Origin of the sequence: Amycolatopsis tolypomycina, assembly GCF_900105945.1 — a bacterium.
GTDB lineage: Bacteria > Actinomycetota > Actinomycetes > Mycobacteriales > Pseudonocardiaceae > Amycolatopsis > Amycolatopsis tolypomycina.
Window position 1 is genome coordinate 1,590,119 of the sequence record NZ_FNSO01000004.1, and the last position, 26,266, is coordinate 1,616,384.

Genomic DNA, 26,266 nt, shown 5'->3' on the forward strand with positions numbered 1-26,266 from the left:
CCCTGATGGTATACATGCGAGGTATACACCTCCGGTATAGTGATCCGCGGCCTCGGCGTACCGGGGTCAAGGAGGGATCAGGGGAATGTCGATTTCGCATACCCTGCTCGGACTGCTCGAGTCCGGCCCGCGGCACGGTTACGACCTGAAGCGGGCGTACGACGAGCAGTTCGGGCAGGACCGCCCGCTGGCTTACGGCCAGGTCTATTCGACGTTGTCGCGGCTGTTGCGCAACGGCATGGTCGAGGTGGCGGGCGTCGAGAGCGGTGAAGGTCCGGAGCGGAAGCGCTACACGATCACCGACGCCGGGGTCACCGACGTCGAGACGTGGCTGCGGACTCCGGAGAACCCGCAGCCGTACCTGCAGAACACGCTCTACACCAAGGTCGTGCTCGCGCTGCTGTCCGGGCGCAGCGCCACCGACGTGCTCACCGTCCAGCGCGGCGAGCACCTGAACGCCATGCGCGCGCTCACCAAACGCAAGAACGCGGGCGACCTCGCCGATCAGCTGATCTGCGATCACGCGCTCTTCCACCTCGAGGCGGACCTGCGGTGGCTGGAGCTGACCGCCGCGCGCCTCGGCGAACTCGAAAAGGCGGTGCGCTGATGACCGGGACCCCGTTGCTCGTCGGCAAGGACCTGCACAAGGCGTTCGGTGCCACGCAGGCGCTCGACGGGGCTGCGCTGTCCGTCTCGGCGGGGGAGGTGCTCGCGATCATGGGCTCGTCCGGGTCGGGCAAGTCGACGCTGCTGCACTGTCTCGCCGGCATCGTCCGGCCGGACTCCGGTTCCATCAGCTACCGCGGCGCCGACCTCGTCGCGATGAACGACCGGGGACGGAGTGCGTTGCGGCGCACCGACTTCGGCTTCGTGTTCCAGTTCGGCCAGCTCGTGCCCGAGCTGTCCTGCCTCGAGAACGTCGCGCTTCCGCTGCGGCTGACCGGGGCCCGGCGCAAGCAGGCCGAAGCGAAGGCGACCGAATGGCTCGCCCGGCTCGAGGTCGACGCGCTGGCGAAGCGCCGCCCCGGCGACGTGTCCGGCGGGCAGGCGCAGCGGGTCGCGGTGGCGCGGGCGCTGGTGACCGGGCCCAAGGTCGTCTTCGCCGACGAGCCGACCGGTGCACTCGACTCGCTCAACGGCGAAAAGGTCATGCGGATGCTCACCGAAGCGGCGCGGGAGACGCACGCCGCGGTCGTCCTGGTGACCCACGAGCCGCGGGTCGCCGCCTACTCGGACCGGGAAATCACGGTGCGCGACGGGCGCACGGTCGACCGGGAGCTGGTCGCATGATGCGGGATCTCGTGCTGGGCCTCCGGCTGGCCGTCGGGGGCGGCCGGATGTCCGGTGCGGCGCTGCTGCGCCTGGCGATGACCGCGTTCGGGATCGCCCTCGCCGTCGCCGTGCTGCTGCCCGCCGCCGCGGTCCACCACCTGGTCGGCGCGCAGGCGGAGCGGGCGGCGGCGATCAAGCCGGTCACCGAGCCGCGGGCGGGCGTCGACCCGCTGCTGACCTACGACTGGCTGCCGTTGATCAGCGAGGAGGTCGTCAAGGTCACCGCGGTCGCGGCGACCGGGCCGGGCTCGCCGGTGCCGCCGGGCCTCGACCGGCTGCCCGCGCCGGGCGAGCTGCTCGTGTCGCCGGAGCTCGCGGCGAAGCTGGCGTCGGCCGGCGGCGGTACCTTGGCGGCCCACCTGCCGGGTCGCGTCGCCGGGCAGATCTCGTGGGAGGGCGTTTCCGACGCCGGTGACCTCACCGCGTACTACGGGGCGACGGCCGCCCAGGTCGAGGCCGAAGGCGACGAGGCCAACCGGGTCTACGCGTTCGGCCACCCCTACACCGGGGTCGGGCTGTCGGCGGCGATGCTGGCCTTCATCCTGCCGATCGCGGCCGTCCTGCTGCTGCCGTTGCTGATCTTCGTGACCACCGCGTCGCGGATGGGCGCGGCGCAGCGGGAACGCCGGCTCGCCGCGCTGCGGCTGATCGGCCTCGACGCGCGGCAGGTCAAGCGGGTCGCGGCGGCGGAGGCGCTGGTCGGGGCGGTGATCGGGCTCGTGGCCGGCATCGGGTTGTTCGCCGTGCTGCGCACGTTCGTCGCGGACATCCTGCCCTTCGGCCTGCGGATCTTCCCGCAGGACTTCGTTCCGTCGTGGCCGCTGGCCGTGGTGGTCGTGCTGGTGGTGCCCGGGCTCGCGGTCGGCTCGGCGCTGTTCGGGCTGCGCCGCACCATCGTGGAACCGCTTGGCGTGGTCCGGCAGGGCAAACCGGTGCGGCGGCGGATGTGGTGGCGCTGGGCGATCACCGCGGTCGGCGTGCTGTTCCTGGCCGTCACCCTGGCGTTCGACCGCGGCGACGGCGACACCGCCGCCGGGCTGGCGCTCACGGCGGGCAGCGTGTTCCTGCTGGTGGGCGTGACGGCCCTGCTGCCGTGGCTGGTCGAGCGGCTCGTGGGGCTGCTGCACGGCGGTCCGCCGTCGTGGCAGCTCGCGATCCGGCGGCTGCAGCTGGACAGCGGCACGGCCAGCCGCGTGGTGTCCGGCCTGGTCGTCGTGCTGGCCGGCACGATCCTGACCCAGGGAGTAGTCACGTCGCTGTCCGCCGCCGACCGGCACGTGACCGTCCCGGACGGCCTGGCCGCGGTGCCGGTCCGGGTGTCCACGGCCGCCGGGCACGAGGCCGAGGTCACCAAGCTGGCGGGGGCCGTACCCGGGGTGACCGGGACGCACCCGGTCCGCACCATCGGGTTCCGGTCCGCAGCGGTGCGGACCTACGGCGCCGTCGGCGACTGCGTGGCGCTCAAGGCGCGGGCGAACATCGGCGACTGCGCCGACGGCGACGTCTTCTACCTCGTGCCGGCGCCGGGCGCGACCGCCCCGGCCGGCCGGGTGCGCCTGCAGGGCTACGGCCGCGGCCGGACGGTCGACGGTCCGGAGTGGACACTGCCGTCCGGCATCAAAATCGTGGCGTCGGAAGAAATGTCGGGCGAAGACGGCAGCCTGCTCGTCACGCCGGGCGCGCTCGGCGGGCTCGCCCTGCCGGAGTCGACGGTCTCGGTCTACGTGTCGGGCGCCGGCCAACCGCAGGCGCTGAGCGACGCCGTGGCGCAGGCCCTGCAGCCGCTCGCGTGGAACGCCATGGTCACCAAGAGCGACTACTTCGGCGACTACCGCGCCCGGGACAGCCAGCTGGTGTCGAGCTTCCGTTCGGTGCTGATCACCGCGTCGCTGTTCGTGCTGGCGGTGGCCGCGATGAGCCTGCTCATGCTCTCGATCGAGCAGATCAGCGAACGGCGCCGGCCGCTCGCGGCACTGTCCGCGGCCGGCGTGCCGATCGGGGTGCTGGCCCGCGGGGCGCTGTGGCAGACGGGAATTCCGGTGGTCGTCGGCGTGGTGCTGGCCGTCGCGGCGGGACTCGGGCTGACCGCGCCGATCCTCCGCCTGGCGGACCGCCCGATGGTCATCGACGTCCCGGTGCTGCTCTCCCTGGCGGGCACGGCGGTGGTGGCGGTGCTGCTGGTGACCGCGCTGACGATGCCCCTGCTCCGGCAGGTGACCCGGTTGGACACCCTGCGTTCGGAATGAGCGACGCCGGAGGCCCGTGCGGTGCCGGCCATGCACCGCACGGGCGCGTTGCGCGCCAACCCTTCCGGCGCCGAGCGTGCGAGCTCAGCGTGCGGCGAGCGCGCGGCGCACCTCGTCCGCGCCCGTCACCACGGGAGAGCGCAGCGAGCCGACCTCGTCGATCTCGATCTCGACCACGTCCCCCAGGTGCAGTCCGAGGTCGAGTCCCGGAACGACGGACGTGCCGGTCGAGAGCACGGCGCCGTCGGGGAAGTCGTTGTCCCGCCACAGGTACTCGACCAGCTCGGCCGGTTCGCGGTTGAGCTGGGCGGTACTGGCTTCGCCGGCGAACACCTCGTGCCCGTCGCGCAGGATGCGCATGCGGAGGCCGAGCGAAAGCGGGTCCGGCACCTCCCACGCCGGGCGCACCCGCGCCGACACCGCGCACGAACCGGTGTAGATCTTGGCCTGCGGCAGGTACAGCGGGTTCTCGCCTTCGATGCTGCGGGAGCTGACGTCGTCGACCACCACGTACCCGGCGGTTTCCCCGTCGGCCGTCAGCACCAGGCCGAGTTCCGGCTCCGGCACGTTGTTGGCGGAATCGACGCGGATGGCGATCGGCTCGCCGTCGGTGACCACGCGCCACGCGGCCGACTTGAAGAACAGCTCCGGACGCTTCGCCCGGTACACCCGCGCGTAGACGTCCTCGTCGGCGCTTTCCTCGCGGCGGGCCTCCTCCGACCGCAGGTAGGTCACCCCGGCGGCCCACACCTCCATCCGCCCGTCCAGCGGCGGCAGCAGGCGCACCCCGCCCGCGGCCACCGGCTCCCCGGCGGCCTCGGCGAGCTCCCGGATCTCCGCCACGGGACGGCGCAGCAGGTCACCCATCGACGCCACCGCGAGCGGTCGCAGCTGTTCGCCGGTGAGCAACCCGACTCCGGTGGTGCCGGTTCCGTCGGCGAATCGCACCAGGTGACTCAACGGGGACCTCCTCGTTCGGAACCGAACCTGCGGAGTGCCCGTCCAGGTTACGGGTACGGCGGGCCGTTCGGGACGGGCGGGACCGGGCGCTTGGCCGAGGTGAGCCCGGCGATGCCGATCACCGCGTTGACGACGAGCGCGGCCAGCAGGAACGGGATCGTGGCCAGCTGGACCAGCCGGAACCCCAGCGCTTCGGAGATCAGCCGGCCGACGACCGGCCCGAGCAGCAGGGCGAGCACGGCGAGGGCGGCGGTCAGGCCGGTGACCACGCCGCGGCGTTCCCGGAGTTTCGTGATCAGCGCGACGGTGGTCCCGGCGGCCGCGCCGGTGCCGAGACCCGCGAAGGCGCGGCCGGCCAGCAGGAGCGTGCCGTCGTTGGCGAAGGCGGCCAGCAGGACGCCGAGGAACAGGGCGACGAGCGCGGAGATCGCCACCGCCGTGGGGAAGCGGGGGCCGAGCACGAGCCCGGCGGGCACCGTGAGGGCCGCGCCGACCAGGTAGGCGACCAGGCCGATCAGGAGGAGGCTCTGGCCGGACAGGTCGAACGCGCGCTGGATTTCGGACCCGCCGTCGAACCGGTAGATCGCGGTCAGCGCGAACAATCCGATCAGCGCGGCGAACCCGGGCCCGGACACCTGCCACCAGGCCGGCGCGGCAACGGGCCGAGTGACAGGCGGAGGCGTCACGTGCATGCGCTCACCGTACGGTGAGCCAGCCGAGGGCGGGAACCACGATCAGCAGCGCGACCGCGATCCAGTAGGCCGGCGCGTTCAGCTTCGGGGCGCGGAAGGCGAACAGCGCGTTCAGGCCGAAGACGACGAGTCCCGTGCACACCAGCGCGACGAGGCCGAGCCCGATCACGAAACCCGCGCCTTCGTCGATCACCGTCGGGTCGCGTTGGGCCCAGCCCAGCTCGCCCGCGGTGACCTGGAGCGCCAGCAGCGCCAACGCGACCGGGTAGGCGCACGGGATCGCCAGCAGCAGGTTGAGGGGGACGCCGATGAGCCAGACCTGGCGTGGGTGGAGCGTGCGACGGGCCACGCCGCCATCATGGCGGCCGGATCGGGCGGGTGGTGGGCGTTCGACGGATTCACCGAGGCGGCGCGGGAAACGAGTGTTGACGACGGTGACCGCGGTCACCTAACCTCACGAAAGTCTCCTCGGGTTGAATCGTTTCAATTCTCAGTTCGGAGTAGCCGTGGCCTTCAGGCAGCGCCGCACGAAAGCCCACCGTCCCGTAGTCAAGCTGCTGGCCGTCGTCCTGCTGGGGCTCGCGTTCCTGCCGGGAACGTCGGCCGCGGCTCCGGGTGGCGGCACAGCCACCGTCGACGGGCTCACCACGAACGGCCGCAGCAACCCGCTGGGGATTCCCGGTGCCGCCCCGGTTTTCGGGTGGCAGATCTCCGCCGCCCGCCGGGCCGTGACGCAGACCGCCTACGAAGTCGAGGTCGGGCGGTCGCCGCAGGCCGCCGACGGGTGGCGCTCCGGCCGGGTCAGGTCGGCGCAGCAGGTCGATGTCGCCTACGGCGGTCCCGCGCTCGCCGCCGGCACGCGGTACTTCTGGCGCGTGCGGATCTGGGACGACCGGGGCACGCCGAGCCGCTGGAGCGCGCCGGCCTGGTTCGAAACCGGCCTGCTCAGCGCGGGCGACTGGGGTTCGGCCGCCTGGATCGGCAGGCCCGCTCCGGCCTACGACCAGTGGACCGACTACACCGTCACGGAAACCTTCCGGCTCGGCAGCGTCGCCTTCGGGACCTTCCTGCGCGCGCGGGACGTCGACAACGCCTACATGTGGCAGCTCAACGTCGGCGACTCCGCGACGTCGGTGCCGATGCTGCGGCCGCACCGCCGGCTCGACGGCGGCTACGCGGTGCTGGCCGAAGTGGACCTGCGGCCGTTCGGGTTCACCCGGGCCGGCCTGCTGGCCGGGACGCACACCGTTTCCTACACCGTCGAAGGCACCACCGTCCGGACCACATTGGACGGTGTCGTCGTCGACACGCGCACCGCGGCGGACTTCCCGAGCGGGCGGGCCGGCCTGCGCACCTACGGGACGGAGTCGGTGACCGTGCGGAAGTTCACCGTCACCAGGCCGGACGGCACCGTGCTGGCGGATCCCGAATTCGCCGTGCCCAACCCGTTCACCGGCGGCAGCGTCGCCGACGGCGAACTGACCGTCACCGGGAACACCGACGCCCTGCTGGCCGGCCGTGACTCGTACGAACCGCTGCTGCGGACGTCGTTCGCGACCACGCCGGGCAAGCGCGTGGCGCAGGCGCGGGTCTACGCGTCGGCGCACGGCGTCTACCAGCTCACGCTCAACGGCCGCAAGGTCGGCGACCAGTACCTCGCCCCGGGCTACACCGAGTACGCCCGGCGCATCCAGTCCCAGACCTACGACGTCACCGGTCTCGTCCGGGCGGGCGCGAACGGGTTCGGCGCGGCACTGGGCGACGGCTGGTGGGCCGGGAAGATCGGCCTCGCCGGCAAGGGGCAGTACGGCACCGACCTGGCGCTCGTCGCGCGGCTGAAGATCACCTACACCGACGGCAGCACGCAGTGGGTCGACACGACGCCGTCGTGGAAGTGGCGCGCCGGCCCGTTCGCGGCCACCGACAACCAGCTCGGCGAGACCTACGACGCGCGGCTCGAGCAGCCGGGCTGGGCGGACGCCGGGTTCGACGACTCGGCGTGGGCGCCGGTGGTCGTGCGGCCCTCGGACACGGCCAAGCTGGCGCCGCAGCCGGACGAGCCGGTGCGGGAAACCCATGTCCTGGCCACGAAAGCCGTGTCGACGCCGGCGCCGGGCGTGACCGTCTACGACCTGGGCCAGAACATGGTCGGCGTGGCCCGGGTGAAGATCACCGGCAAGGCCGGCGACACGGTCCGGCTCCGGCACGCCGAGGTGCTCAACCCGGACGGCACGCCGTACGTGGCGAACCTGCGGGCCGCGACGGCGACCGACTACTACCGGTTCGCTCACGACGGCACGATCACCTACCAGCCGACGTTCACCCAGCACGGCTTCCGCTACGTCGAGGTCACCGGGCTCGCCACCCCGCCGACCGCCGCCGACGTCCAGGGCGTCGTGTGGGGTTCGGACCTGCGCCGCACCGGCACCCTGGGCACGTCCGACGGCATGCTGAACCAGCTGCTGAGCAACGTCGCCTGGGGCGCGCGCGGCAACTTCCTCTCGATCCCCACCGACACCCCGGCGCGCGACGAGCGGCTGGGCTGGACCGGCGACATCAACATCTTCGCGCCGACCGCGAGCTACCTGAGCGACATGCGGGCGTTCCTCGGGAAGTGGTTGACCGACGTGCGGGACGAGCAGAAGCCCACCGGGTCCATCCCGGCGGTCGTCCCGTCCACGAACGGCGCGTTCGACGAGAGCGGCGTCGGCTGGGAAGACGCGCTCATCACCGTGCCGTACGCCCTGTGGCACGCCTATGGCGACGCCCAGGTGCTGCGCGACAACTACGACGCGATGAGCCGGTTCTTCGCCTACGCCCGGGCGAGCGCCGGGCCGGACAACCTCGAGACCGGGCGGCTGACGTTCTTCACCAACGGCTGGCTGAACCTCGACGACCCGTCCGACCAGGGCGTGCTCGGGACCGCGATCTGGGCCCAGGACGTCCGGATGATGGCGGAAATGGCGGCGGCGGTCGGCCGGGCCGCCGAAGCGGCCGAGTACACCAAGCTCCACGACGACGTCCGCGCCGCGTTCACCAAGGCGTACGTGGCCGCGGACGGGACGGTGCTCGGCAACTCGCAGACCGGGTACGCGCTGGCCCTCGGCATGGAGCTGATCACCGACCCGGCGTTGCGAGCCAGGGCGGGGGAGAAGTACGTGGCGAAGCTCGCTCAGAGCGGCAACCACCTCAAGACCGGGTTCATCGGGACGCCGTGGCTGCTGCCGGCGCTGACGAACATCGGCCGCGACGACCTCGCCTACACGCTGCTGTCCAAAAAGGACTACCCGTCGTGGGGCTACGAGATCGGCAAGGGCGCCACCACCGTCTGGGAACGCTGGAACTCCATCCAGCCCGACGGCACCTTCGGCCCGGTGGACATGAACTCGTTCAACCACTACGCCTACGGCGCGGTCGCCGACTGGATGCACCGGAACATCGGCGGGATCCGGATCGCCGACGCCGGCTACCGCAAGAGTGTGCTCGAGCCGCACCTCGGCGGCGGGCTCACCCACGCCGAGGGCGCCATCGACACGGTCTACGGGCGGTTGTCGAACGCGTGGGCCGTCACCGGCGACGCGGTGACGATGACCGTGACCGTGCCGGCCGGCACCACCGCCGAAGTGGTGGTCCCGGCGGGGAACGTCACCGAGTCGGGCAAGCCGGTGCGCTGGGCGCCGGGCGTTTCGAGCGTGACGTACGACGCGGGCAAGAAGGCCACCGTCGTGGTCGTCGGGTCGGGGACCTACCGCTTCCGGGCGTCGAGGTAGAGGTCCCTGGCCACGAGGCTGACGGCCAGGTGGTCGGCGAGCGGGTCGAAGAAGGCGGTGCGGTACTTGGCGTCGGTCACCGTCGAGGCGGCGAAGTACAGGCCGGAGAACGCGGCGATGAACAGGGAGACCTGCAGCAGCTCCTCCGGCACGGGCAGCTGGATGCCGAATAGGGTGCCACTGGCCGGGTCGCGGCCGATCCAGGCCTTGATCACCGAGTGCTGGATCGCGATGATCCCGAAGGCCACGAAGAAGACGAAGACGAGCGTGGCGAGCACGAGGGTCTGCAGCACCTGGGTCAGCACCAGGACGAGGACCATGTTCGCGCGTTCGAGCTTCGTGAGCGGGAGGCGTTCGGCGGGGACGTCGCCGGCCAGGAAGGGCGCCAGCGGGGTTTCGCGCAGCTTGTCGAGGCCGACCGGGGCGGTGCGCGACTGGGTCAGCGTCGTCACTTCGGCCTTGAGCATCGCGAGCAGGAACACCACGGCGACCACGGCGAAGAGCCCGACGACCAGCCACATCCGCTGCCGCGGCAGGGCGGCGCCGACCTGCCAGATCTCGGTGGTGAAGAACCCGAAGACGGTGAACAGCAGGAGCAGCGGGAGTACCCGGCTGGTCAGCTCGCCCAGCAGCCGGAGCTGGCGGAACGCGGCCCGCAGCGCCCAGCCGACGATCGAGCCGACCCCGACGAACGCGGCCGCGAACAGCCCGGCCAGGATCGCCGCCTGCGCCACCAGGCCGAACGGCAGCGAGCCGTCTTCGAGCAGCCATTCGGCGATCGGCACGACGACCACGAACCCGGTCGCCATGACCGCCGCCGGCACGTCCCCGCCGCGGTCGACCAGCTTGCGCCGCACCCACCGCGCGGTGAGCCAGGAGCTCAGGCCGGGGACGACGACCAGGCCCAGCAGCAGGCCGCCGTATCCCAGCGCGAAGAGGTCGTCGTCCAGCAGCCGGTCGAAGTCGGCGTCCGTCTGGCCGTCCACGGCGTTCAGCACGGCGGTCAGCAGCTGCCAGGCGGCGATGAAGACGACCGCCGGGGTGGTGCGGACGAGCAGGTGCGCCGGGCGCCCCCGCACGACGGCGGGCAGCCCGCGCCGCCGGAACCACTGCTCGACGGCTTCGACGCCGCGTTCGTCCGCCATCTTCGCCTCCTGGTCCGGCGCGGCCGCCGCGGGGATGCTAGCGCGGCGCCGGGACGCCGGGCGGGGGACCTCGCGCTCGTGTCCGCCCGGTGTGAGCCAGGTCATGGTTGAGGTTGACCCGAGGTCAGGGTCGAAGCTCGGTGCAGCGGCCGGCAGCAGCCCGGCACCCGATCCGAGGAGCGCGCGACGATGTCCCACAGCCACCAGCACCGTCCGGAACTGCAGAAGGCGATCGAGGAGATCGCCGGATCCGGCTTCACCGGAGTCACCCTGCGCGTGCACGACGAACGAGGGGAGTGGGCCGGCAGTGCCGGGACCGCCGAGCCGGGCGGCGTCGCGAAGCCCCCGATCGACGGGTACGTCCGGATCGGCAGCAACACCAAGACCTTCACCGCCACCCTGGTGCTGCAGCTGGTCGCCGAAGGCGCGGTCGAGCTGGACGTCCCGGCCGCGGTGTACCTGCCGTCGCTCGGGCTGGACGAGCGGATCACCGTGCGGATGCTGCTGCAGCACACCAGCGGGGTGTTCAACTTCAGCGGCGAGGTCCTCGCCGACGGCACGGTCGTGCCCGGCATCCCCATCCCCTACGGCGACACGGGCGCGGAGTGGGTGGCCAACCGGTTCCGCAGCTACCCGCCCGGCGAACTGGTCCGGCGGGCGCTGGCCGCGCCGGCGCGGTTCGTGCCGGGCGCGGGCTGGAGCTACTCCAACACCAACTACGTGCTGGCCCGGCTGCTGGTCGAGGCGGTCACCGGCCGGTCGTACGCCGAGGAGCTGCGACGGCGGATCCTGCTGCCGCTCGGGCTTTCGGGCACCATCGCGCCGGACCTCTCGCCGGAGATCCCCGAGCCGTACGCCCGCGCCGGCTACCGGTACGAGGAGGCCGGCGAGCCGAAGACGATCGACGTCAGCCGCCACAACCCGTCCTGGGTCTCCGGCGGCGGGGACCTGATCTCGACCACGCGGGACCTCGAGGTGTTCATCGGCGCGCTGAACCGCGGCGAACTCCTGCCGGCCGGATTGCTGGCCGAAATGCGCACCCCGCACCCGACCGGCATCCCCGGCATGGACTACGGCCTCGGCGTGTTCGTGCTGACCACCGCCGGCGGCACCCTCGTCTCGCACAACGGTGCCACCGTGGGCCACGCGGCGCTCATGTACAGCACGCTCGACGGCCGGAAGACGCTGACCGCCGCGCTGAACTGCGTCGACGATCCCGGGATGTCCGTCGCCACCGCGTTCCGGACCGCCCAGCAGCGGCTCGTCGACGCGGTGTTCGCCGGGGAACCGGCCGAGCTTCGGGCACGCTGAACGGATGCGGAACGGCGTCACCATCGGGCAGGCGGCGGCCTTCGCCGGCGTCACGGTGAAAACGGTGCGGCACTACCACAAGCTCGGCCTGGCCGGCGAACCCGAGCGCGACAGCTCCGGCTACCGGCGGTACGGCTCCGCCGACCTGCTGCGGCTGGTGCAGGTCCGGACGCTGGCCGCCGCGGGGGTGCCGCTGGCCGAGATCGGGCCCCTGCTCGACGTCGACGCCGCCGGGTTCGCGGTCGCGGTCGCCGACGTCGGGCGCCGGCTCACCGAACGGATCGAGGAGCTGACCGCACGGCGGGACACCCTGCACCGGCTCGCCGACGGCGACCGGGCGCTGCTGCCCGACCGCGCGGTGGCCCTGCTGCGGCGGATGCCCGGCCGCGGCTTCTCCGCGGCCGAGGTGGCGGCCACCCGGGAAGGCTGGATCCTGGCCCGGGCGGCTGGTCCCGGGCGGGTTCGACGACTACCTCACCCACTTCGAGCAGGCCCTCGACGACCCCGGGCTCCTCGAACTGGCGCGGCGCGCCGCCGAAGCCGAGGCCTGGGCGCCGGACGATCCCCGCGTCGCCGAGCTGGCCGCCGACGCCGCGCGCCACTACCTCGGCAACCCCGCCCTGCTCAAGACGGTGACGGGCCTGCAGGCCGGCACCGAGGCCGCGACCCGGTACGCGCTGATCGCCCGCCACGGCGAAGGGCGGACGCCGGTCGCGGCCCGGCTGGCCGAGCTGTTCGAAGCCGAGCTCCGCGCGGCCGGCGTCCGCGTCCCGCGCCCCTGACCCGTCAGCCCTTCAGGGAACCCGCCAGCAGCGCCGACACGAAGCGCCGCTGGAAGATCAGGAACACCACCAGTGTCGGGGTCAGGATCAGCAGCGAACCGGCGCACAGCAGCGGGATGTCGGTGCCCCACTGGCCCTGGAACGCGCCCAGTGCGCCCGCCATCGTGCGTTTCGTGGGCTCGTCCACCAGCACGATCGCGAGCAGGAACTGGTTCCAGGTCCACAGGAACAGCAGGATCGCCAGCGAGGAGAGCGCGGGCTTCGCCAGCGGGACGTGGATGCGCCAGAACAGCTGCCACGTGCTCACCCCGTCCACCCGGGCGCTCTCCGACAGCTCCTGCGGCATGGTCACGAAGTGGGCGCGCATCCAGTACACCGAAAACGGCATGTACAGGCCGATCAGCGGCAGGATGATCGCCCACCGGGTGTTCAGCAGGCCCATGTCGCGCACCTGGAAGTACAGCGGGGTGATGATGCCTTCGAACGGCAGGGTCAGGCCGAGGACGAAGACCAGGAACACCGCGCGGCCGCCGGGCATGCGCAGGTGCCCGGTGGCGAAGCCGGCCATCGTGGCGATCAGCAGCGAGACCGGGACGACGCCGAGCACGATGAGCGCGCTGGACTTCAGGAACTCGCCCAGGTGCGCCACCTCGAACGCGCGGGCGAAGTTGCCCCACTGCGGGTCGGCCGGCCAGGCCAACCCGGACGGGTAGCTGCCCGCCGGGTGCAGGGCGGTGACGAAGAGGCTGACGAACGGCAGCAGGGTCACCGCCATCAGCAGGATCAGCAGGATGCGGCCGGTGAGACCGGCCCGTGCGGTGCCCGTCACGGTTTCTCCTCCCGGGAGACGCGCTGGATCGGGAGCACGACCACGAGCACGACCACCATGAGCACGACGGCGAGCGCGGAGGCCAGCCCCACCTCGCGCTGCGAGAACGCGAGGTAGTAGATCTCCAGGCCCGGCACCATGGTGGCGTTCCCGGGGCCGCCCTGGGTCGAGACGTAGACGATGTCGAAGCTCGCGAGCGCGGCGATCACCGTCACGGTCACGCAGACGCCGATCTCCTGGCGCAGGCTCGGCACCGTGATCGCGAAGAACTCGCGGACCACCCCGGCCCCGTCGATGCGGGCCGCCTCGTACAGCGCCGGGTCGATCTTGCTCATGCCCGACAGGAACAGCAGGATGCACAGGCCCAGCAGGACCCAGGCGCCGATCGCGCCCACCGCGGGCAGCGCCGTCGAGGAGCCGCCGAGCCACGCCGTCGTCACCTCGCCCAGGCCCAGCGCCGAGAACAGCTGGTTGACGACGCCGGTCGCCGACAGCAGCCACGTCCACGCGATGCCGGCGGCGACGAGCGGGATGACCTGCGGCAGGAACAGCACGGTCCGGGCGACGAGCGCGAGGCGGCTCGTCGCGATGCGCCGGATCGTCGCCGCGATCGCCAGGCCGAGCAGCACGGGGATCCCGCTGAAGAAGAGGATCAGCTCGAACGCGTGCAGGATCGACTCGTACAGCTCGGGATCGGTGAAGACCTTGCCGTAGTTGGCGAAGCCCGCCCAGCGGGACGCGCCGACGCCGTTCCAGTCGTAGAACGAGTACTGGACGGTGAGGACGATCGGCCGCAGCACGAACACGGCGTAGAAGATCAGGGCCGGGGCCACGAAGAGCCAGCCCGCCCAGCCCGTGCGGCGGGACCGGCGACGGCGCCGCGCCGCCGGTCCGGCCACAGTGGACGGTCGCGGCGCGGCCGTGCGGAGGTCGGTCGAGCTGGTCATCGGCCGCTAGCTCCCGACCTGGTCGGCGTAGTCGCGCTGCACCGACTTGAGCAGCCCGTCCGGGGTCTGCTCGCCGGAGACCAGCTTCTGCAGCTGCGGCGTCCAGCTCTTGGCGTAGATGGCGCCGGTCGCGTTGGCGATGAAGTCCATCGCGGTCCCGTCCCGGTCGACCTGGGCGGCGGCTTCGAGCGTCCCCGCGGTCACCGTGCCCGCCGCGACCGGCGGCAGCGGGGCGTCCGCCGGGCCCATCGGGTGCGAGCCGCCGGTCTGCACGGCGACTTCCCGCGCCTTCCCGTTCGTCGCCACCCAGTTGAGGAAGAACGCCGCGCAGTCGGCGTGCGGCGCCTTGGCGCTGATCCCGACGGTGAGCGGCGCGGACATGGCCGCGGGCTTGGCACCCGCCTGCGCCGGCGGCATCGGGAAGAACCCGGCGTTGCCCGCCATCAGCTTGTCCAGGTTGGCCGACTCCCAGTCGCCGTTGAAGCTGAACAGCCCTTGCCCGCCGGTGAAGCGGCTCACCATCTGCGCGTAGTCGACGGCGTTGACGTCCGGCGCGAAGTACCCGGCCTTGATCCACTGCTCGAGGTGCTGCGCGGCCTGCAGGTTGGCCGGCGTGTCGATCGTGGCGCCGGGCTTCTGGTAGATCCAGTCGTTGATCGGCGCCGGCTGGCCCAGCGACGCCATCAGGTTCTGCAGCGGGAACGCCAGGCCGCCGGTGGCACCGCCGTTGAACTGCTGGATCGGCTGGATCCCCGCGTTCTTCGCCTTCGCCATGGCCTCGTCGAGCTGCGCGAGCGTGGCCGGCGGCGTCGTCAGCCCGATCCGGGCGGCGAGCTGCTTGTTGTAGAAGACACCGGTCGTGCTGAAGTTCAGGCCCATCGCGAACAACGAGCCCTCGCCGCGCGGCCGGCCGCCGGGGCCCATCCGCAGCTGCGCGAGCTGGCCGGACGGCCACTTGTCCCAGCCGAACCACTTCGCGTACCCGTCGAGGTTCTTCAGCAGGCCGTCCTTGACCAGCTCGGACACCTGCGGCAGGCGCATCAGGTCCGGCGGGTCGTCGGCGAGGACACGGGGCGCGTTCTGGGTGATCACCGCGAACTGGTCTTCGCGGACCTCCCACTTGACGTTCGGGAACTGCTTCGTGAACTCGTCGGTGAGCGCCTTGGCCATCGGGAAGCCGGTCTCGAAGTACCCGCGCATGGTGACCGGCGCGCTCCCGCACGTCGGCTCCGCGGTGACGGCCGCGGCCGTGGTGTCGCCGGGGGTCGCACTGCCGCCCGGCGCGGAGCAGGACGCGGCCAGCGCGCCGGCCAGCGTGAGGGTCAGGACCGTGCCGAGGGTACGGCTGTGGTGTGTTCGACGGGACAACATCGTCTCCTCCGTCGCGTGTGGATTATTGCTAAACCGAGTTAGCAACGGTAGTCTCGGTGATCGGGCGAGCCGGTGTCAAGGTTCGCGGAAAGGCGGGGGTGCGACGGTGAGCCCACGACGGGTCACGCTGGCCGACGTCGCCAAGGCAGCGGGGGTGTCGCGGAGCACCGCGTCCCTGGTGCTTTCGGGACGCGGTGCGGAGCTGCGCATTTCGGACGAGGTCCAGGAACGCCTCAAGGCGCTGGCGGAGGAAATGGGCTACCGGCGGAACATCGTCTCCGCCGGGCTGCGCACCGGGCGCACCCTGACCATCGGGTTCGTCTCCGACACGGTCGCCACCTCCCGGCTGGCGGGCGACATGATCAAGGGCGCGATCGAAGCCGCCCGCGACCGCGGTGTCCTGCTGTTCATCGGTGAGTCCGAAGGGGACAGCAAGCTCGAACACGCGTTGCTGGAAGGCATGCACGACCGCCAGGTCGACGGGATCGTCTTCGCCTCGATGTACACCCGGCGCGTCACGGTGCCCGGCAACCTGCGGGCGGCTTCCGCGGTGCTGCTCAACGCCGTGCCGAAGACGCCTTCGCCGTTGCCCGTGGTGGTCCCGGACGAGGTCGAGGCCGGCCGCGCGGCCGCGCGGGTGCTGCTGGAAGCCGGGCACCGCGACGGCATCCACCTGATCGGCGCCGGGCCGGGGATCCGGAACGTGCCGCGGGACAGCGTCGCCGCCGTCGAACGGCTCGTCGGCATCCGCGAGGTCTTCGCCGAAGCCGGCGTGGAGATCGCGAGCGGCACCCGGACCGCCGACTGGCTGCCCGAACACGGCTTCGAAGCGACCAGCGCCCTGCTGCGCCGCACCCGGCCGCGTGCCTTGATCTGCCTCAACGACCGGCTCGCCTTCGGGGCGTACCAGGCGCTGGACGACGCCTCGCTGCGCGTCCCGGACGACGTCTCGGTGGTCTCGTTCGACGACCACCCGCTCGCGTCGTGGATGCGGCCCCAGCTCACGACCGTCGCCCTGCCGTACTACGAGCTCGGCCGCCGGGCGGTCGACGCGCTCTTCGCCGAGATCAACGGCGAAACCACCGGGGAGAAGCCGGTCCACCGCATCCCGATGCCGTTGCGCACCCGCGCTTCGGTCACCCGCCCGCGGCAGCCGGAGGGCTCCTGATGTTGCGCCTGCCCGACCACTGGGTGTGGGACAGCTGGTACACGACGGACGACGACGGCCGCCACCACGTCTTCTTCCTGCGCGCCTCGCGGGCGCTGCTCGATCCCGAGCGGCGCCACCGGCGGGCGTCGATCGGCCACGCCGTCTCCCGCGACCTGCGGAACTGGGAGCTCGTCGCCGACGCCCTCGTGCCCGCCGACGGGCCGGCGTGGGACGACCTCGCCACCTGGACCGGTTCCGTCGTCCGCGGTCCCGACCGGCGGTGGTACCTGTTCTACACGGGCGTCCGCGACGACGGCGACCACGCGGTGCAGCGGATCGGCCTCGCCGTTTCCGACGACCTGCACACGTGGCACCGCTTCGGGACGAAGCCACTGGTCGAGCCCGACCCGACCTGGTACGCCCTCGACGGCCGCGCGGACTGGGCTGGCGAAGCCTGGCGGGACCCGTGGGTGTTCCCCGCGCCCGGCGGGGACGGCTGGCACATGCTCGTCACCGCGCACGGCAAGGACGGCGACGGCGTCATCGGCCACGCTTTCTCGGCGGACCTGCTGAACTGGACGGTCCGGCCCCCGCTGACCCGGCCCGGCGGCTTCGGCCACCTCGAGGTGCCCCAGGTCGCGGTCGTCGACGGGCAGCCGCTGCTGTTGTTCTGCAGCAACCTGGGCGCCCGTGCGGCCGAGGGTGCGGTGTGGGCGGTGCCCGGTCCCGCGGTGACCGGGCCGTGGGACCTCTCGCTCGCCCGGCCCGTGTCCTGCCCCGGGCTCTACGCGCCCCGCCTGGTCCGCGACGCCGGGAACGCGTGGCACCTGATCGGCTTCGTGTCCGAACGCGACGGTGCGTTCGCCGGGGAGCTGTCCGACCCCTTCGCGGTCCGCTACACCGCTTCCGCGGGGCTGCAGGTGGTCTGAGGGCTACCGCAGGCGTGGCGGCGCGGTGCTGGCGCGGGCGGTCAGCTCCGGGACCAGCAGCCGGGTCTCCGGTGCGCTGTCGCCGTCCACCTGGCGGATCACCGTTTCGACGGCCAGCGCGCCGAGTTCGCGCGCCGGGATCGCCAGGCAGGTCAGCTCCAGCAGGCTGTGGGCCGTCAGGCTGTCCGGGCAGACCGCGACGAGGGAGACGTCCTCGGGCACCCGCAGGCCCCGCTGGCGCAGGCCCGCGAGCACCGCGGGCAGCGCCGTTTCGTTGTGGACCACGAGACCGGTGACGTCCGGGTGGCGGGCGAAGAGCGCGTCCAGGCCGCGGAGCGTCTGGCGGTGGGTGGTGCCCCACGCCAGCGTCTTCGCCCGGATGTGGCGGCGGTCCGCCTCGGCTGTGAAGCCCCGCGCGAGCCGGGTCGCGGCGCTGCTGCCGCGCCGGTAGGTGGCCGGGGGCGAGCCGATCAGGGCCACGTGCTCGTGGCCGAGGCCGGCGAGGTGACCGAGGCACAGCGCACCCGCCGCGGCGAAGTCGAGGTCCACGCAGCCGAGCCCGCGCGGGCGGTCCGGCACGCCGATCAGCACGGCGGGCCTGCCCAGGCCGAGCAGCACCGGGACGCGGGGGTCGGCCGCTTCGACGTCCATCACCACGACGCCGTCGGCGACGGACGAGGAGACCGCGCGGCGCAGTGCGGCCGGACCTTCTTCGGCGGTGAGCAGGAGCAGGGCGTGTTCGCGGGCGCCGGCCGCGGCGATGGCGGCGGCCACGAACTCGCGCACGACGACGTCGTGGGCGCCGGCGCGCAGGGGGACGACCAGGGCCAGGACGTTCGTCCGCTGGCCGGCCGCGGGCCGTGTGCCGGCCTGCCGGTGGTGAGCGCGCTTGCGCATGGCGTTCCCGACAGCCTCCCCCCAGGAGCCGGCGACCCGTCACGATCCGTCGAACCGCATCGACGACATCCGAACGTAGAACACCCCTCGGGGATAAGCAAGCAGATCCGAGCTGGTCCGATCGTATTCACCGGGAAAGGTGATGATCGAACCGATTCGATCATTCCGCCAGGATGTCGGCCAGCACGTCGGGCCGTTCCAGGGCGATGAAGTGGCCCGCGCCCGGCACCTGCGTGAACGCGGTGTCGGTGAGCAGGTCCTTGTTGGCCTGGCGGTCCGACGGCCGGGACCAGTCCCGCTCGCCGTAGACGAGGTGGACGGGTGCCTTGGCTTCGCGGTAGCGCGAGCGGGCCGCGATGAGGCTCGGCAGGTTCCGGTAAACGCCGCGGGCCACGACCGGGTAGCCGGGACGGCGGCCCACCTGCAGGAGTTCGGCCAGGTAGTCCTCGCGCAGGGCGGACTTGTCGCCGAGCCCGCCCCGCAGGATCCTGCGCAGCGCGGCCTTCGGTTCGATCCCGGCGACGACCGGGCCCACGCCCGGCGCCCGGACGCCGGTGACCACGGCGCGGGCGAGGAGGCCGGACCGGGCGATCCCGCCGCGGAAGTCGTAGGCGTTCACCGCGATGACGCGCCGGACCCGGTCCGGCAGGCCGGCCGCGGTGGTGAGGGCGAGTACCGCGCCCATGGACTCGCCGAGCAGCGTCACGTCCTCGAGGTCGAGTCCGGTGAGCAGGCGCTCGACGCCGGCGCGCAGCGCGGGCTCGTCGTAGGACGCGCCGGGCACGATGTCGGAGTGGCCCATCCCCGGGAGGTCGAGGGCGTACACCGTGAACCGGCCGGCGACCAGGGGGATGAGCGCGCGGAAGTGCTCGGCCTGCGTGCGGACGGTGTGCAGCAGGACCAGGGGAGCGCCGGTGCCCGCCTTCAGGTAGCGCAACGCGCCCTCGTGCTGCCCTCCCGCGCCGAGGGTGTGGCTGGTCGTGCCGGGCACGGAAATCGTGGGTCGGGCTGCTTCGGGCATCTCGCCGGCTTCCTGTGCGGGGGACGATCGGAAACCGATCGGTTTCCAGCGATCGTAAACCGATCGGTTTCCGGGGACAAGGCGGGCTGCTACGGTAGTGGAAACCGATCGGTTTACGCCGTGGGTCCCGCGACCGAGGAGGCCGGATGACAACCGGGAAAGAGCCGGCGCTGCCGGCGAAACTGGCCGCGCACCCGTCGGTGCGGGCCGTGCTCGCGCGGCGCCGGGCGGACGCGGGGCCGCCGCCGGTGCTCGACGCGGCCCGGCTGCGCGAGCTGTGCCTGGCGGCCGGCGCGGACGACGTCGCCGCGGTGAGCCTCGACCACCCCGACCTGGCCGGCGAGCGCGAGTACGTACTGGGCGCGTTGCCCGGCACCCGCAGCCTGATCGCGATGGCGTTCCGGATGAACCGCGACAACTGCCGTTCGCCGGCGCGCAGCGTCGCCAACCAGGAGTTCCACCAGACCGACGAGCAGGCCAACCACGCCGCCCGCAGCGTCGTCCAGGCCCTGCAGGACGCCGGCCACCACGCGATCAACCCGTCGGTCGGCTTCCCACAGGAGATGGACCGGTTCGGCACCGACCGGATCTGGGTGGTGGCGCACAAGACGGTCGCGGTCGCCGCCGGGCTCGGCGTGATGGGCCTGCACCGCAACGTCATCCACCCGAAGTTCGGCAGTTTCGTGCTGCTGGCCACGGTGCTGGTGGACGCGGAGGTGAGCGAGTACGGGCAGGCGCTGGACTACAACCCCTGCATCGACTGCAAGCTGTGCGTCTCGGCCTGCCCGGTCGGGGCGATCGGCAAGGACGGGCAGTTCGACGGGCTGGCCTGCACCACCCACAACTACCGCGAGTTCATGAGCGGGTTCACCGACTGGGCGCAGACCGTGGCCGACAGCGCGGACGCCGCGGACTACCGCACCCGGGTCACCGACGCCGAGAACGCCTCCCTGTGGCAGAGCCTGAGCTCGCCGCCGGGGTACAAGTCGGGGTACTGCCTGGCGGTCTGCCCCGCGGGCGAGGACGTCCTCGGCCCGTACCTGGAGGACCGCAAGAGGTTCCTGGACACGGTGCTGCGGCCGCTGCGGGAGAAGCGCGAGACGCTGTACGTCATGCCGGGCTCCCGGGCGCAGGAGTACGCCCGCAGCCGCTTCCCGCACAAGCCGGTCAAGGAGGTCACCGGCGGCTGGCGGCCGCCGGCTTGAGACCCGCCGCGTCGAGCAGGGCGGTGACGGTGGGGCCGACCAGCCCCCGGAGGTCGTCGACGCCGATGCCGGCCCGCGCGCTGGCGCCGTCGAAGACCACGAGGAGCTGCCGGGCCAGCAGGTCGGGATCGACCGCGCCGCCTTGTTCGGCTTCACGGCGGAAGAAACCCAGCAGGTTGCGCTTGATCCGCCGGGCCACTTTGCTCGCGGGGTGCCGCGGATCCTTGAGCTCGATCTGCGCGGCGAGGTACCGGCACCCGTGGAACCCGGGCGCGCCGGCCTGGGTTTCGAGCTGCCGGAAGACGTGCATGATCCGCGCCCGCGCCCCGCGGCCGTCTTCGGCGGGCGGGAGCAGGCCGGCCACGAAGGCGGCGGCGCCTTCCTTGAGGCTGGCGGCGAGCAGTTCGTCCTTGCTGTCGAACAGCTGGTAGAGGGACCGCTTCGAGACGCCGGCGGCCTTGCACAGCGCCTCGACCCCGATGCCCACCCCGTCGCGGTAGGTGAGCTCGGCGGCCGCGGCCAGCAGCCTCTCCCGTGGGGTGGTTTCGGTGGTCACCCCTGCGAGGTTAGCCCCGGTTGCCGCGGGTGGGAAACCGATCGGTTTCGAGCGGGGCGGGCCTGCCCGCCGACCCGGCCGACGTCACGGGCAGACGACGAGCCCGGTGCCCACGACCAGCGCCACCGCCACCGCCGGCGGCGCCAGCAACGCGGCCACCCCGCCCACGACGGCCGCGACCCGGGCAGCCGGCCGCGGCTTCCGCGCGACCACGTCGAGCCGGTCCACCCGGATCGCCGTGTCGCCGCCGGTCATCGCCAAAGCCCGCCGGGGGCCGTCGGCCGGGCGGATCCTCAGCAGTGCCGAGCGCAGCGGTGCCGCTCCGCAGCGGGCCGAGGCCGCCCGGTCGGCCGCCAGCTCGACCAGCAGGCGGGTGGCCGTCGGGAGCTCGCGCACGAGCGGGATGAACGGCAACGCGCGGCCGAGCACCTCCGCCCAGCCCGTCAGCAGGTGGTGGTGGCCGCGGACATGGGCGCGCTCGTGCTCCAGCACCGCGCGCAGCTCCGGCTCGGTGAGCCGGTTCGCGAGCCCCGTGCTGGCCACCACCAGCGGACGGCGGCCGCCCATGCTGTAGGCGATCGGCCGGGCGTCCGGCAGCCACAGCGTGGGCAGCGGGCGCTCGTCGCCGGCCAGCCGCAGGGCCTGCAGGTGCCTGCGGTGCAGCACGGTCCGGTGCCGCCGCCGGTCGAGGGCGTGGCGGGCCAGGCGGACGGCCGCCGTGGCCAGCAGGGCCGCCGCGCCGGTGGCGGCGAGCGGGTCGAGCGCCGGGAAGCCGTCGTGGCCGAGCGTCGACCAGCAGTCGTGCAGCACCCGCAGCACCGCGCCCGCCGGGCCGTGGCCGGGCAGCACGAGCAGCACGACGCTGCCGGCCACACCGGCGACGACGCCGAGCGCGGCGAGCAGCCACCACGCGAGCACCGTCCCGGGGCCGACGCCGGCGGCGGCGAGCCTGCCGAGGGCCCGGGGCGACCCCCAGCCGATCACCGCGGCGCCGGCCAGCAGCGCGGCCGCGGGGATCATCGCTTGCGCGCCTTCCGCCGCAGCGCCCGGCGGAGGATGTCCGACTCCTCCTCCGTGGCCGAGCTCACGAAGTGCAGGAGGACCGACTCGCGGTCGTCGGCCGAGTCCAGGAGCTCGCGCAACGTCTGCGCGGTGGCCTCCTCGCGGGTGGTCACCGTGCGGTAGCGGTACGCGCGGTCTTCCCGCTCGCGCTCCACCCACCCCTTGCGGTGCAGGTTGGTCAGCACGGTCATCACCGTGGTGTAGGCCAGGTCGCGGTCGGAGTTCAGCACGTCCAGGACGTCACGGACCCGCAGGGGCTCCGCCGCCGCCCAGAGCACGTCCATGATCGCCGCTTCGAGTTCGCCGAACTGCCGCATCAGACCTCCGCGGGCCAGGATACGGGCGAGCCCGCGCCGGGCACGGGCTCGCCCGCCGGAGTCAGCTCTGGAGCAAGCCGCGCATCTCGGTGATCTCGGCCTGCTGGGCGTCGACGATCTTCTGCGCGAGCGCCTTCGCGTCCGTGCTGCCGCCCTTGGTCAGCTCGGTCTTGGCCATGTCGATCGCGCCCTGGTGGTGGTCGATCATCATGGCCAGCCACATCCGGTCGAACTCGGTGCCCTTTGCGGCCTCGAGCTTCGCCATGTCCTCGGTCGGCATCATGCCGGGGGTGGTGCCGTGGTTCATTCCCGGCATGTCCGGGGTCGCGGCCCAGGTGGTCAGCCAGCCCTGCAGCTGCTTGATCTCGGGGTCCTGGGCCTGCTCGACTCGGGTGGCGAGGTCGAGGACCTTCGGGTTGGTGCTGCGGGAGGGGGCCAGCTTTGCCATTTCGAGCGCTTGGGTGTGGTGGGCGATCATCTGCTGGGCGAATGTGACGTCGTCGGCGTTGTGGCCGGGCGGTGTGTCGCTGCTGCTGCACGCGCCGAGGACGAGGGTGGCGGCGACGGCGAGTGCGCCGAAGAACAGGATTTTTCGCATGACAGGACCTTCTCTGGAGGTGGGGGGAGGGCCGGGTTGCTCCGGCCGGTCACACCCGCAGCACGCAGAGAGAGGTCAGGATCGTCCGCCCTGGTCTGTCCGGTGGGCGGTCGGGGGCCGGTGACCCCCGTGGGGACGTCGGTTGGGCGGGGTTTGGGGTGCCTGGCTGTCTGGGGAGCAGTAGCCAGGCCAGCAGGAGGAGGCTGCCGAGTGCGGTCAGGATGGCCAGGCAGAGGTGGAGCAGGTCGTGGGGGCCGTTGTGGGCGGGTTCGGGGTGCTCGTCCGCGGTGTCGGCGGTTGGCATGCTCGTCGCGACGGCTGCCATGGTGTCTGGCTCGTTGCTCGACGCCGAGATGTGGTGCATTGCCGTGACGCACAGGGCCAGCAGGCACAGCAGGATCACCTGCTGTGCGCGGCCCAGGCGGTGCGTCATGGGTTCACCGTACCCCGGCGCGCGCGACGACTACTAAGCGGGTTAGTAGCCGGACGCGGGGCGGCGCCACGGAAACGCGCCGCCCCGCGTCCTGCCTCAGGAGGTGGGCCGGGTCGCGCCGGCGTACTGGCTCTGCAGCGGCGAGATCTTCACTACGTCGCCTGTCGTTGGGGCGTGGACCATCTTGCCGTCGCCCAGGTACATTCCGATGTGGGAGACCGGTGAGTAGTAGGCCACCAGGTCGCCTGGTTGTAGCTGGTCGCGTGGTACCGGGGTGCCGAACCGGGCCTGGGCTGCCGAGTTGCGGGGCAGCGTTATTCCTGCTTTTCCGTACGCCCACAGCAGCAGGCCCGAACAGTCGAACGTGCTCGGGCCCGTGGCGCCCCAGACGTAGGCGCTGCCCAGCTTGCTCAGTGCCGCGTTGACCGCCGTCTGGGCGGCCGCCGTCGGGGCCTTGAGGCCTGGTGCCTTGCCGCCCGTGTCGCGCTGGGCGGCCCGGTCGGCCGTCGTGAGGTTGCGGTCGGCGGCCTTGACCTGCTCGATCTGGTCGTTCAGGGTCTTCTGCTTGGCCTTGATGTCCTCGGTCAGCTTGGCCGCCGCGTCGCGCGCGTCCTGGGCGCGCTTCGCGGCGTCCGTGGCCTTGGTGGTGGCTTCGGCGGCCTGCCGGACGGCGCCCGTCAGGTCGTTCATCGCGCCGCTCTTCTCGGTCGCGATGATCTCCAGGGCCGAGGAACGGTCCAGGAAGTCCTGTGTGGACGTTCCGGCCAGCAACGCGGACAGCTTGTTGAGCTGGACGCCGCTGGTGAACGAGGCGCCGGCGAACTTGTCGACCTCGGCCTGGTACTTCTTCTGGTCTTCCGCGGCCTTGACACCCTGGTCCTTCGCGGCGGTGACGTCGGTGGTGGCCTTGTCGAGCTCGGCCTGCCGGGCGTCGAGGTCGCTCTGGGCCTTGAGGAGGTCTTCGTTGAGTTTTTCCGCCTGGGAAGCCAGATCGCGGTACTTCGCGAGGGCGTCCGAGCCGGTGGGCGGGGCTTGGAGGACGGGGACGGGGGCGGCGGTGGCGGCGGGCTGGGCCACGGTGACGAGGGTGATCACCGAGGCCGCGGCGAGCGCTCCGGACACCACGCGCCTGACGGGATGCGACTGCACGGTCGCGGGTTTCTCCTTCTCTGGTCGGCCGCCGGCACCCGGACGCGCGGCATCGCACCTGGAGACGCGCGTGGCGGATTCCGGTTCCCCGGCGGCGATCCCGCGGCGCCGCCGGGGTTCGGCGGCTCCGGTCGCGAGATCTCGGCCAGGTTACGAACGCCAGGCGTTCACGTCCACCTTTCGGGGGAACAAAAATCCGGCTCGGCGCCTGAGCTGGTGTTATCCGGCAAAGAAAATCGCGCCGGGTACCACTGTGTGCCGCGCTGCTACTACCCGCTATAGTAGGTTCTTTCGGCTTGCCGGGCGGGAAACCCGGGCTCAGCCGTGCAGGGTGAACCCGAGCTCGCGGCCGCGCGCCACGAGCTCGCCGCGGACGTCCGGGTGCGCGATGTGGTCCACGATCTGCTGGGCCTGCTCGCTCGAGTCGTTGCCCCAGATCGTCGCGGTGCCGTTCTCGCTGACGATGAAGCTGTGCTGGAACGAGGTGACGGGTCCGGCGAGCCGGGGCACGACCGTCGACACGCCGGCCTTGGGGTGCCACGACGGCAGGGCGATGATCGCCTTGCCGCCGGGGGAGTGCAGCGCGCCGACCACGAAGTCGGTCTGGCCGCCGAAGCCGGAGTGGATCGAGCCGCGGACCCGGCTGGCGTTGGCCTGGGCGAACAGGTCGACCTCCAGGGCGCTGTTCACCGAGACGAGCGCGCGACGGCGGGCGATCACCGCGGGGTCGTTGGTCTTCTCGGTGCGCAGCAGCCGGACGCGGGGGTTGCGGTCGATCCAGCGGTACAGCTCCGCGCTGCCGAACACGAACGACGCCGTCACCGGCACGGCCGGGTCCAGCGCGCCGGCCCGGTCGAGGCCGAGCACGCCGTCGCTGAACATCTCCGACCACACCGCGAGCCCCCGGCGCCCGGTGAGGGCCGCCAGCGTCGCGTCCGGGATGCCGCCGATGCCCAGCTGCAGCGTCGCGCCGTCGGCGACCAGCTCGGCCACCCGCCCGCCGATCGTGCGGGCCGCGTCGCCCAGCGGCCGCGGCTCGGGTGACAGCAGCGGCTCGTCGGCTTCCAGTGCGTGGTCGATCTCGTCGACGGGCAGCACGCCGTCGCCGTGTGTGAACGGCATGTTCGGGTTGAGCTGCGCGATCACCAGGCCGCCCCGGGCCCGGACGGCTTCGATCGCCGCGGGCAGGATGTTGACCTCGGTGCCCAGCGAGACCGTGCCGTCCACCACCGGGGACGTGTGCACGAGGACGACATCCGGCGGCAGCGAGCGCTTGAGCAGCTCGGGAACGAGCGACAACCGGCACGGGAAGTACCGCAGCCCGGCCCGGCGCCGCATCCCCGGCCCGACGAACGGCGTCTCGAGCAGCACGCCCGGCCGGTCCGGCAGGCCGGCCTGCGCGTTCAACGCGAACAGCCGGTACTCGGCGAGAGCGGAGTCGAGGACCGCGAGGGCCCGCGCGGGCGTGGCGAAGTTCCCGCTGACGACCACCCGCGGCGCCGGCCCCGGCACCCCCGCCAGCACGGCGCCCAGCTGTGACTCCGACAAGATCCGCATCGACGGC

At 72.5% G+C, this 26,266-nt stretch carries 26 protein-coding genes and 1 pseudogene; 10 read left to right on the top strand and 17 right to left on the bottom strand.

All coding sequences use genetic code 11. The features are described 5' to 3' along the window. Positions 1 to 85 precede the first annotated feature (85 nt). Genes BLW76_RS18075 through BLW76_RS18085 form a run of 3 tightly spaced genes read left to right on the top strand, consistent with a single transcriptional unit; the run spans position 86 to position 3,578 of the window. Positions 86 to 607, top strand: coding sequence for a PadR family transcriptional regulator (locus BLW76_RS18075; RefSeq protein WP_091308745.1), 522 nt, complete (start codon positions 86 to 88; stop codon positions 605 to 607). Next, positions 607 to 1,290, top strand: a complete 684-nt coding sequence (locus BLW76_RS18080) for an ABC transporter ATP-binding protein (RefSeq protein ID WP_091308748.1) — start codon at positions 607 to 609, stop codon at positions 1,288 to 1,290. The genes BLW76_RS18075 and BLW76_RS18080 overlap by 1 nt, the downstream gene beginning before the upstream one ends. Then, entirely contained in the window at positions 1,287 to 3,578 is a 2,292-nt protein-coding gene (locus BLW76_RS18085; protein ID WP_091308751.1) for an FtsX-like permease family protein, read from the top strand. Before BLW76_RS18080 ends, BLW76_RS18085 begins: the two co-directional genes overlap by 4 nt. An 84-nt stretch (positions 3,579 to 3,662) precedes the next feature. On the opposite strand, the gene BLW76_RS18090 is transcribed toward BLW76_RS18085, so the two are convergent. From BLW76_RS18090 to BLW76_RS18100, 3 genes are read right to left on the bottom strand one after another with little or no spacing between them, the layout of a single operon-like run. Next, positions 3,663 to 4,538, bottom strand: a complete 876-nt coding sequence (locus tag BLW76_RS18090) for a fumarylacetoacetate hydrolase family protein (protein WP_091308753.1) — start codon at positions 4,536 to 4,538, stop codon at positions 3,663 to 3,665. A 47-nt stretch (positions 4,539 to 4,585) separates the two neighbouring features. Next, complete coding sequence (locus BLW76_RS18095; protein WP_091308755.1) at positions 4,586 to 5,230, bottom strand: MFS transporter; 645 nt, start codon at positions 5,228 to 5,230, stop codon at positions 4,586 to 4,588. 4 nt (positions 5,231 to 5,234) lie between these two features. Then, positions 5,235 to 5,579, bottom strand: coding sequence for a hypothetical protein (locus BLW76_RS18100; protein WP_091308757.1), 345 nt, complete (start codon positions 5,577 to 5,579; stop codon positions 5,235 to 5,237). Between the two features lie 157 nt (positions 5,580 to 5,736). Between BLW76_RS18100 and BLW76_RS18105 the strand changes: the two genes are divergently transcribed. Then, a complete protein-coding gene (locus tag BLW76_RS18105; protein ID WP_244170203.1) occupies positions 5,737 to 9,000 on the top strand; it encodes an alpha-L-rhamnosidase in 3,264 nt (1,087 codons plus the stop codon). Here the strand turns inward: BLW76_RS18105 and BLW76_RS18110 are convergent. Continuing rightward, positions 8,976 to 10,250, bottom strand: a complete 1,275-nt coding sequence (locus BLW76_RS18110; RefSeq protein WP_244170204.1) for a hypothetical protein — start codon at positions 10,248 to 10,250, stop codon at positions 8,976 to 8,978. The genes BLW76_RS18105 and BLW76_RS18110 overlap by 25 nt on opposite strands. Before the next feature lie 84 nt (positions 10,251 to 10,334). Here BLW76_RS18110 and BLW76_RS18115 point away from each other — a divergent pair, with 84 nt between their 5' ends. Then, a complete protein-coding gene (locus BLW76_RS18115; RefSeq protein WP_091308761.1) occupies positions 10,335 to 11,456 on the top strand; it encodes a serine hydrolase domain-containing protein in 1,122 nt (373 codons plus the stop codon). 4 nt (positions 11,457 to 11,460) lie between these two features. After that, positions 11,461 to 11,613: pseudogene (locus tag BLW76_RS49620) on the top strand (MerR family transcriptional regulator); the annotation flags it as partial. Here BLW76_RS49620 and BLW76_RS49625 read toward each other — a convergent pair. Continuing rightward, positions 11,577 to 11,873, bottom strand: a complete 297-nt coding sequence (locus tag BLW76_RS49625; RefSeq protein WP_244170205.1) for a hypothetical protein — start codon at positions 11,871 to 11,873, stop codon at positions 11,577 to 11,579. The pseudogene BLW76_RS49620 and the gene BLW76_RS49625 sit on opposite strands and share 37 nt — an antisense overlap. 215 nt (positions 11,874 to 12,088) lie before the next feature. On the opposite strand from BLW76_RS49625, the gene BLW76_RS49630 reads away from it, so the two are divergent. Next, positions 12,089 to 12,238, top strand: a complete 150-nt coding sequence (locus BLW76_RS49630) for a hypothetical protein (RefSeq protein WP_244170206.1) — start codon at positions 12,089 to 12,091, stop codon at positions 12,236 to 12,238. Between the two features lie 4 nt (positions 12,239 to 12,242). Here the strand turns inward: BLW76_RS49630 and BLW76_RS18125 are convergent, their stop codons facing one another. From BLW76_RS18125 to BLW76_RS18135, 3 genes are read right to left on the bottom strand one after another with little or no spacing between them, the layout of a single operon-like run. Then, positions 12,243 to 13,067, bottom strand: coding sequence for a carbohydrate ABC transporter permease (locus tag BLW76_RS18125; protein WP_208613325.1), 825 nt, complete (start codon positions 13,065 to 13,067; stop codon positions 12,243 to 12,245). Beyond that, positions 13,064 to 14,014: a carbohydrate ABC transporter permease gene (locus BLW76_RS18130; protein WP_091308763.1), complete on the bottom strand. Its 951-nt coding sequence runs from the start codon at positions 14,012 to 14,014 to the stop codon at positions 13,064 to 13,066. Before BLW76_RS18130 ends, BLW76_RS18125 begins: the two co-directional genes overlap by 4 nt. A gap of 6 nt (positions 14,015 to 14,020) precedes the next feature. Then, positions 14,021 to 15,382 (bottom strand): ABC transporter substrate-binding protein, encoded by a 1,362-nt coding sequence (locus BLW76_RS18135; RefSeq protein ID WP_208613326.1) that lies wholly within the window; start codon positions 15,380 to 15,382, stop codon positions 14,021 to 14,023. 109 nt (positions 15,383 to 15,491) lie between these two features. Between BLW76_RS18135 and BLW76_RS18140 the strand changes: the two genes are divergently transcribed. Both BLW76_RS18140 and BLW76_RS18145 read left to right on the top strand, forming a co-directional pair. Continuing rightward, on the top strand, positions 15,492 to 16,553 hold the full coding sequence (locus BLW76_RS18140) for a LacI family DNA-binding transcriptional regulator (protein WP_091308768.1): 1,062 nt from the start codon (positions 15,492 to 15,494) through the stop codon (positions 16,551 to 16,553). Next, positions 16,553 to 17,464 carry a glycoside hydrolase family 68 protein gene (locus BLW76_RS18145; RefSeq protein WP_091308770.1) on the top strand — a complete coding sequence of 304 codons (912 nt, stop codon included), beginning with the start codon at positions 16,553 to 16,555 and terminating at the stop codon, positions 17,462 to 17,464. The genes BLW76_RS18140 and BLW76_RS18145 overlap by 1 nt, the downstream gene beginning before the upstream one ends. A gap of 3 nt (positions 17,465 to 17,467) precedes the next feature. Here the strand turns inward: BLW76_RS18145 and BLW76_RS18150 are convergent, their stop codons facing one another. Beyond that, entirely contained in the window at positions 17,468 to 18,361 is an 894-nt protein-coding gene (locus tag BLW76_RS18150) for a LacI family DNA-binding transcriptional regulator (RefSeq protein WP_091308772.1), read from the bottom strand. A gap of 160 nt (positions 18,362 to 18,521) precedes the next feature. Continuing rightward, on the bottom strand, positions 18,522 to 19,382 hold the full coding sequence (locus BLW76_RS18155; protein WP_091308774.1) for an alpha/beta fold hydrolase: 861 nt from the start codon (positions 19,380 to 19,382) through the stop codon (positions 18,522 to 18,524). A gap of 146 nt (positions 19,383 to 19,528) precedes the next feature. Here BLW76_RS18155 and BLW76_RS49635 point away from each other — a divergent pair, with 146 nt between their 5' ends. Next, on the top strand, positions 19,529 to 20,587 hold the full coding sequence (locus tag BLW76_RS49635) for a 4Fe-4S binding protein (protein WP_167384643.1): 1,059 nt from the start codon (positions 19,529 to 19,531) through the stop codon (positions 20,585 to 20,587). Here BLW76_RS49635 and BLW76_RS18165 read toward each other — a convergent pair. The 7 genes from BLW76_RS18165 to BLW76_RS18195 form a co-directional block, all read right to left on the bottom strand. Next, on the bottom strand, positions 20,559 to 21,143 hold the full coding sequence (locus BLW76_RS18165; protein ID WP_091308777.1) for a TetR/AcrR family transcriptional regulator: 585 nt from the start codon (positions 21,141 to 21,143) through the stop codon (positions 20,559 to 20,561). The two genes, BLW76_RS49635 and BLW76_RS18165, sit on opposite strands and share 29 nt — an antisense overlap. Before the next feature lie 84 nt (positions 21,144 to 21,227). Further along, a complete protein-coding gene (locus tag BLW76_RS18170; RefSeq protein ID WP_091308779.1) occupies positions 21,228 to 22,163 on the bottom strand; it encodes a M56 family metallopeptidase in 936 nt (311 codons plus the stop codon). After that, the gene (locus tag BLW76_RS18175) at positions 22,160 to 22,522 is read right to left on the bottom strand and encodes a BlaI/MecI/CopY family transcriptional regulator (protein ID WP_091308781.1); all 363 of its coding nucleotides are present in this window, start codon (positions 22,520 to 22,522) and stop codon (positions 22,160 to 22,162) included. The genes BLW76_RS18170 and BLW76_RS18175 overlap by 4 nt, the downstream gene beginning before the upstream one ends. A 61-nt stretch (positions 22,523 to 22,583) precedes the next feature. Then, complete coding sequence (locus tag BLW76_RS18180; RefSeq protein ID WP_091308783.1) at positions 22,584 to 23,120, bottom strand: DUF305 domain-containing protein; 537 nt, start codon at positions 23,118 to 23,120, stop codon at positions 22,584 to 22,586. Between the two features lie 49 nt (positions 23,121 to 23,169). Then, the gene (locus BLW76_RS18185; protein ID WP_091308786.1) at positions 23,170 to 23,553 is read right to left on the bottom strand and encodes a hypothetical protein; all 384 of its coding nucleotides are present in this window, start codon (positions 23,551 to 23,553) and stop codon (positions 23,170 to 23,172) included. Between the two features lie 96 nt (positions 23,554 to 23,649). Next, on the bottom strand, positions 23,650 to 24,702 hold the full coding sequence (locus BLW76_RS18190) for a C40 family peptidase (RefSeq protein ID WP_167384644.1): 1,053 nt from the start codon (positions 24,700 to 24,702) through the stop codon (positions 23,650 to 23,652). Between the two features lie 318 nt (positions 24,703 to 25,020). Continuing rightward, the gene (locus BLW76_RS18195; protein ID WP_091308787.1) at positions 25,021 to 26,259 is read right to left on the bottom strand and encodes an acetyl-CoA hydrolase/transferase family protein; all 1,239 of its coding nucleotides are present in this window, start codon (positions 26,257 to 26,259) and stop codon (positions 25,021 to 25,023) included. Positions 26,260 to 26,266: the final 7 nt, after the last annotated feature.

Excerpts from the sequence above, each read along its gene's own strand:
- BLW76_RS18075 (WP_091308745.1), top strand. The coding sequence starts at position 86 with ATGTCGATTTCGCATACCCTGCTCGGACTGCTCGAGTCCGGCCCGCGG.
- BLW76_RS18080 (WP_091308748.1), top strand. The coding sequence starts at position 607 with ATGACCGGGACCCCGTTGCTCGTCGGCAAGGACCTGCACAAGGCGTTC.
- BLW76_RS18085 (WP_091308751.1), top strand. The coding sequence starts at position 1,287 with ATGATGCGGGATCTCGTGCTGGGCCTCCGGCTGGCCGTCGGGGGCGGC.
- BLW76_RS18095 (WP_091308755.1), bottom strand. The coding sequence starts at position 5,230 with ATGCACGTGACGCCTCCGCCTGTCACTCGGCCCGTTGCCGCGCCGGCC.
- BLW76_RS18110 (WP_244170204.1), bottom strand. The coding sequence starts at position 10,250 with ATGACCTGGCTCACACCGGGCGGACACGAGCGCGAGGTCCCCCGCCCG.
- BLW76_RS18115 (WP_091308761.1), top strand. The coding sequence starts at position 10,335 with ATGTCCCACAGCCACCAGCACCGTCCGGAACTGCAGAAGGCGATCGAG.
- BLW76_RS18130 (WP_091308763.1), bottom strand. The coding sequence starts at position 14,014 with ATGACCAGCTCGACCGACCTCCGCACGGCCGCGCCGCGACCGTCCACT.
- BLW76_RS18145 (WP_091308770.1), top strand. The coding sequence starts at position 16,553 with ATGTTGCGCCTGCCCGACCACTGGGTGTGGGACAGCTGGTACACGACG.
- BLW76_RS18150 (WP_091308772.1), bottom strand. The coding sequence starts at position 18,361 with ATGCGCAAGCGCGCTCACCACCGGCAGGCCGGCACACGGCCCGCGGCC.
- BLW76_RS18155 (WP_091308774.1), bottom strand. The coding sequence starts at position 19,382 with ATGCCCGAAGCAGCCCGACCCACGATTTCCGTGCCCGGCACGACCAGC.
- BLW76_RS49635 (WP_167384643.1), top strand. The coding sequence starts at position 19,529 with ATGACAACCGGGAAAGAGCCGGCGCTGCCGGCGAAACTGGCCGCGCAC.
- BLW76_RS18170 (WP_091308779.1), bottom strand. The coding sequence starts at position 22,163 with ATGATCCCCGCGGCCGCGCTGCTGGCCGGCGCCGCGGTGATCGGCTGG.
- BLW76_RS18175 (WP_091308781.1), bottom strand. The coding sequence starts at position 22,522 with ATGCGGCAGTTCGGCGAACTCGAAGCGGCGATCATGGACGTGCTCTGG.
- BLW76_RS18180 (WP_091308783.1), bottom strand. The coding sequence starts at position 23,120 with ATGCGAAAAATCCTGTTCTTCGGCGCACTCGCCGTCGCCGCCACCCTC.
- BLW76_RS18185 (WP_091308786.1), bottom strand. The coding sequence starts at position 23,553 with ATGACGCACCGCCTGGGCCGCGCACAGCAGGTGATCCTGCTGTGCCTG.
- BLW76_RS18195 (WP_091308787.1), bottom strand. The coding sequence starts at position 26,259 with ATGCGGATCTTGTCGGAGTCACAGCTGGGCGCCGTGCTGGCGGGGGTG.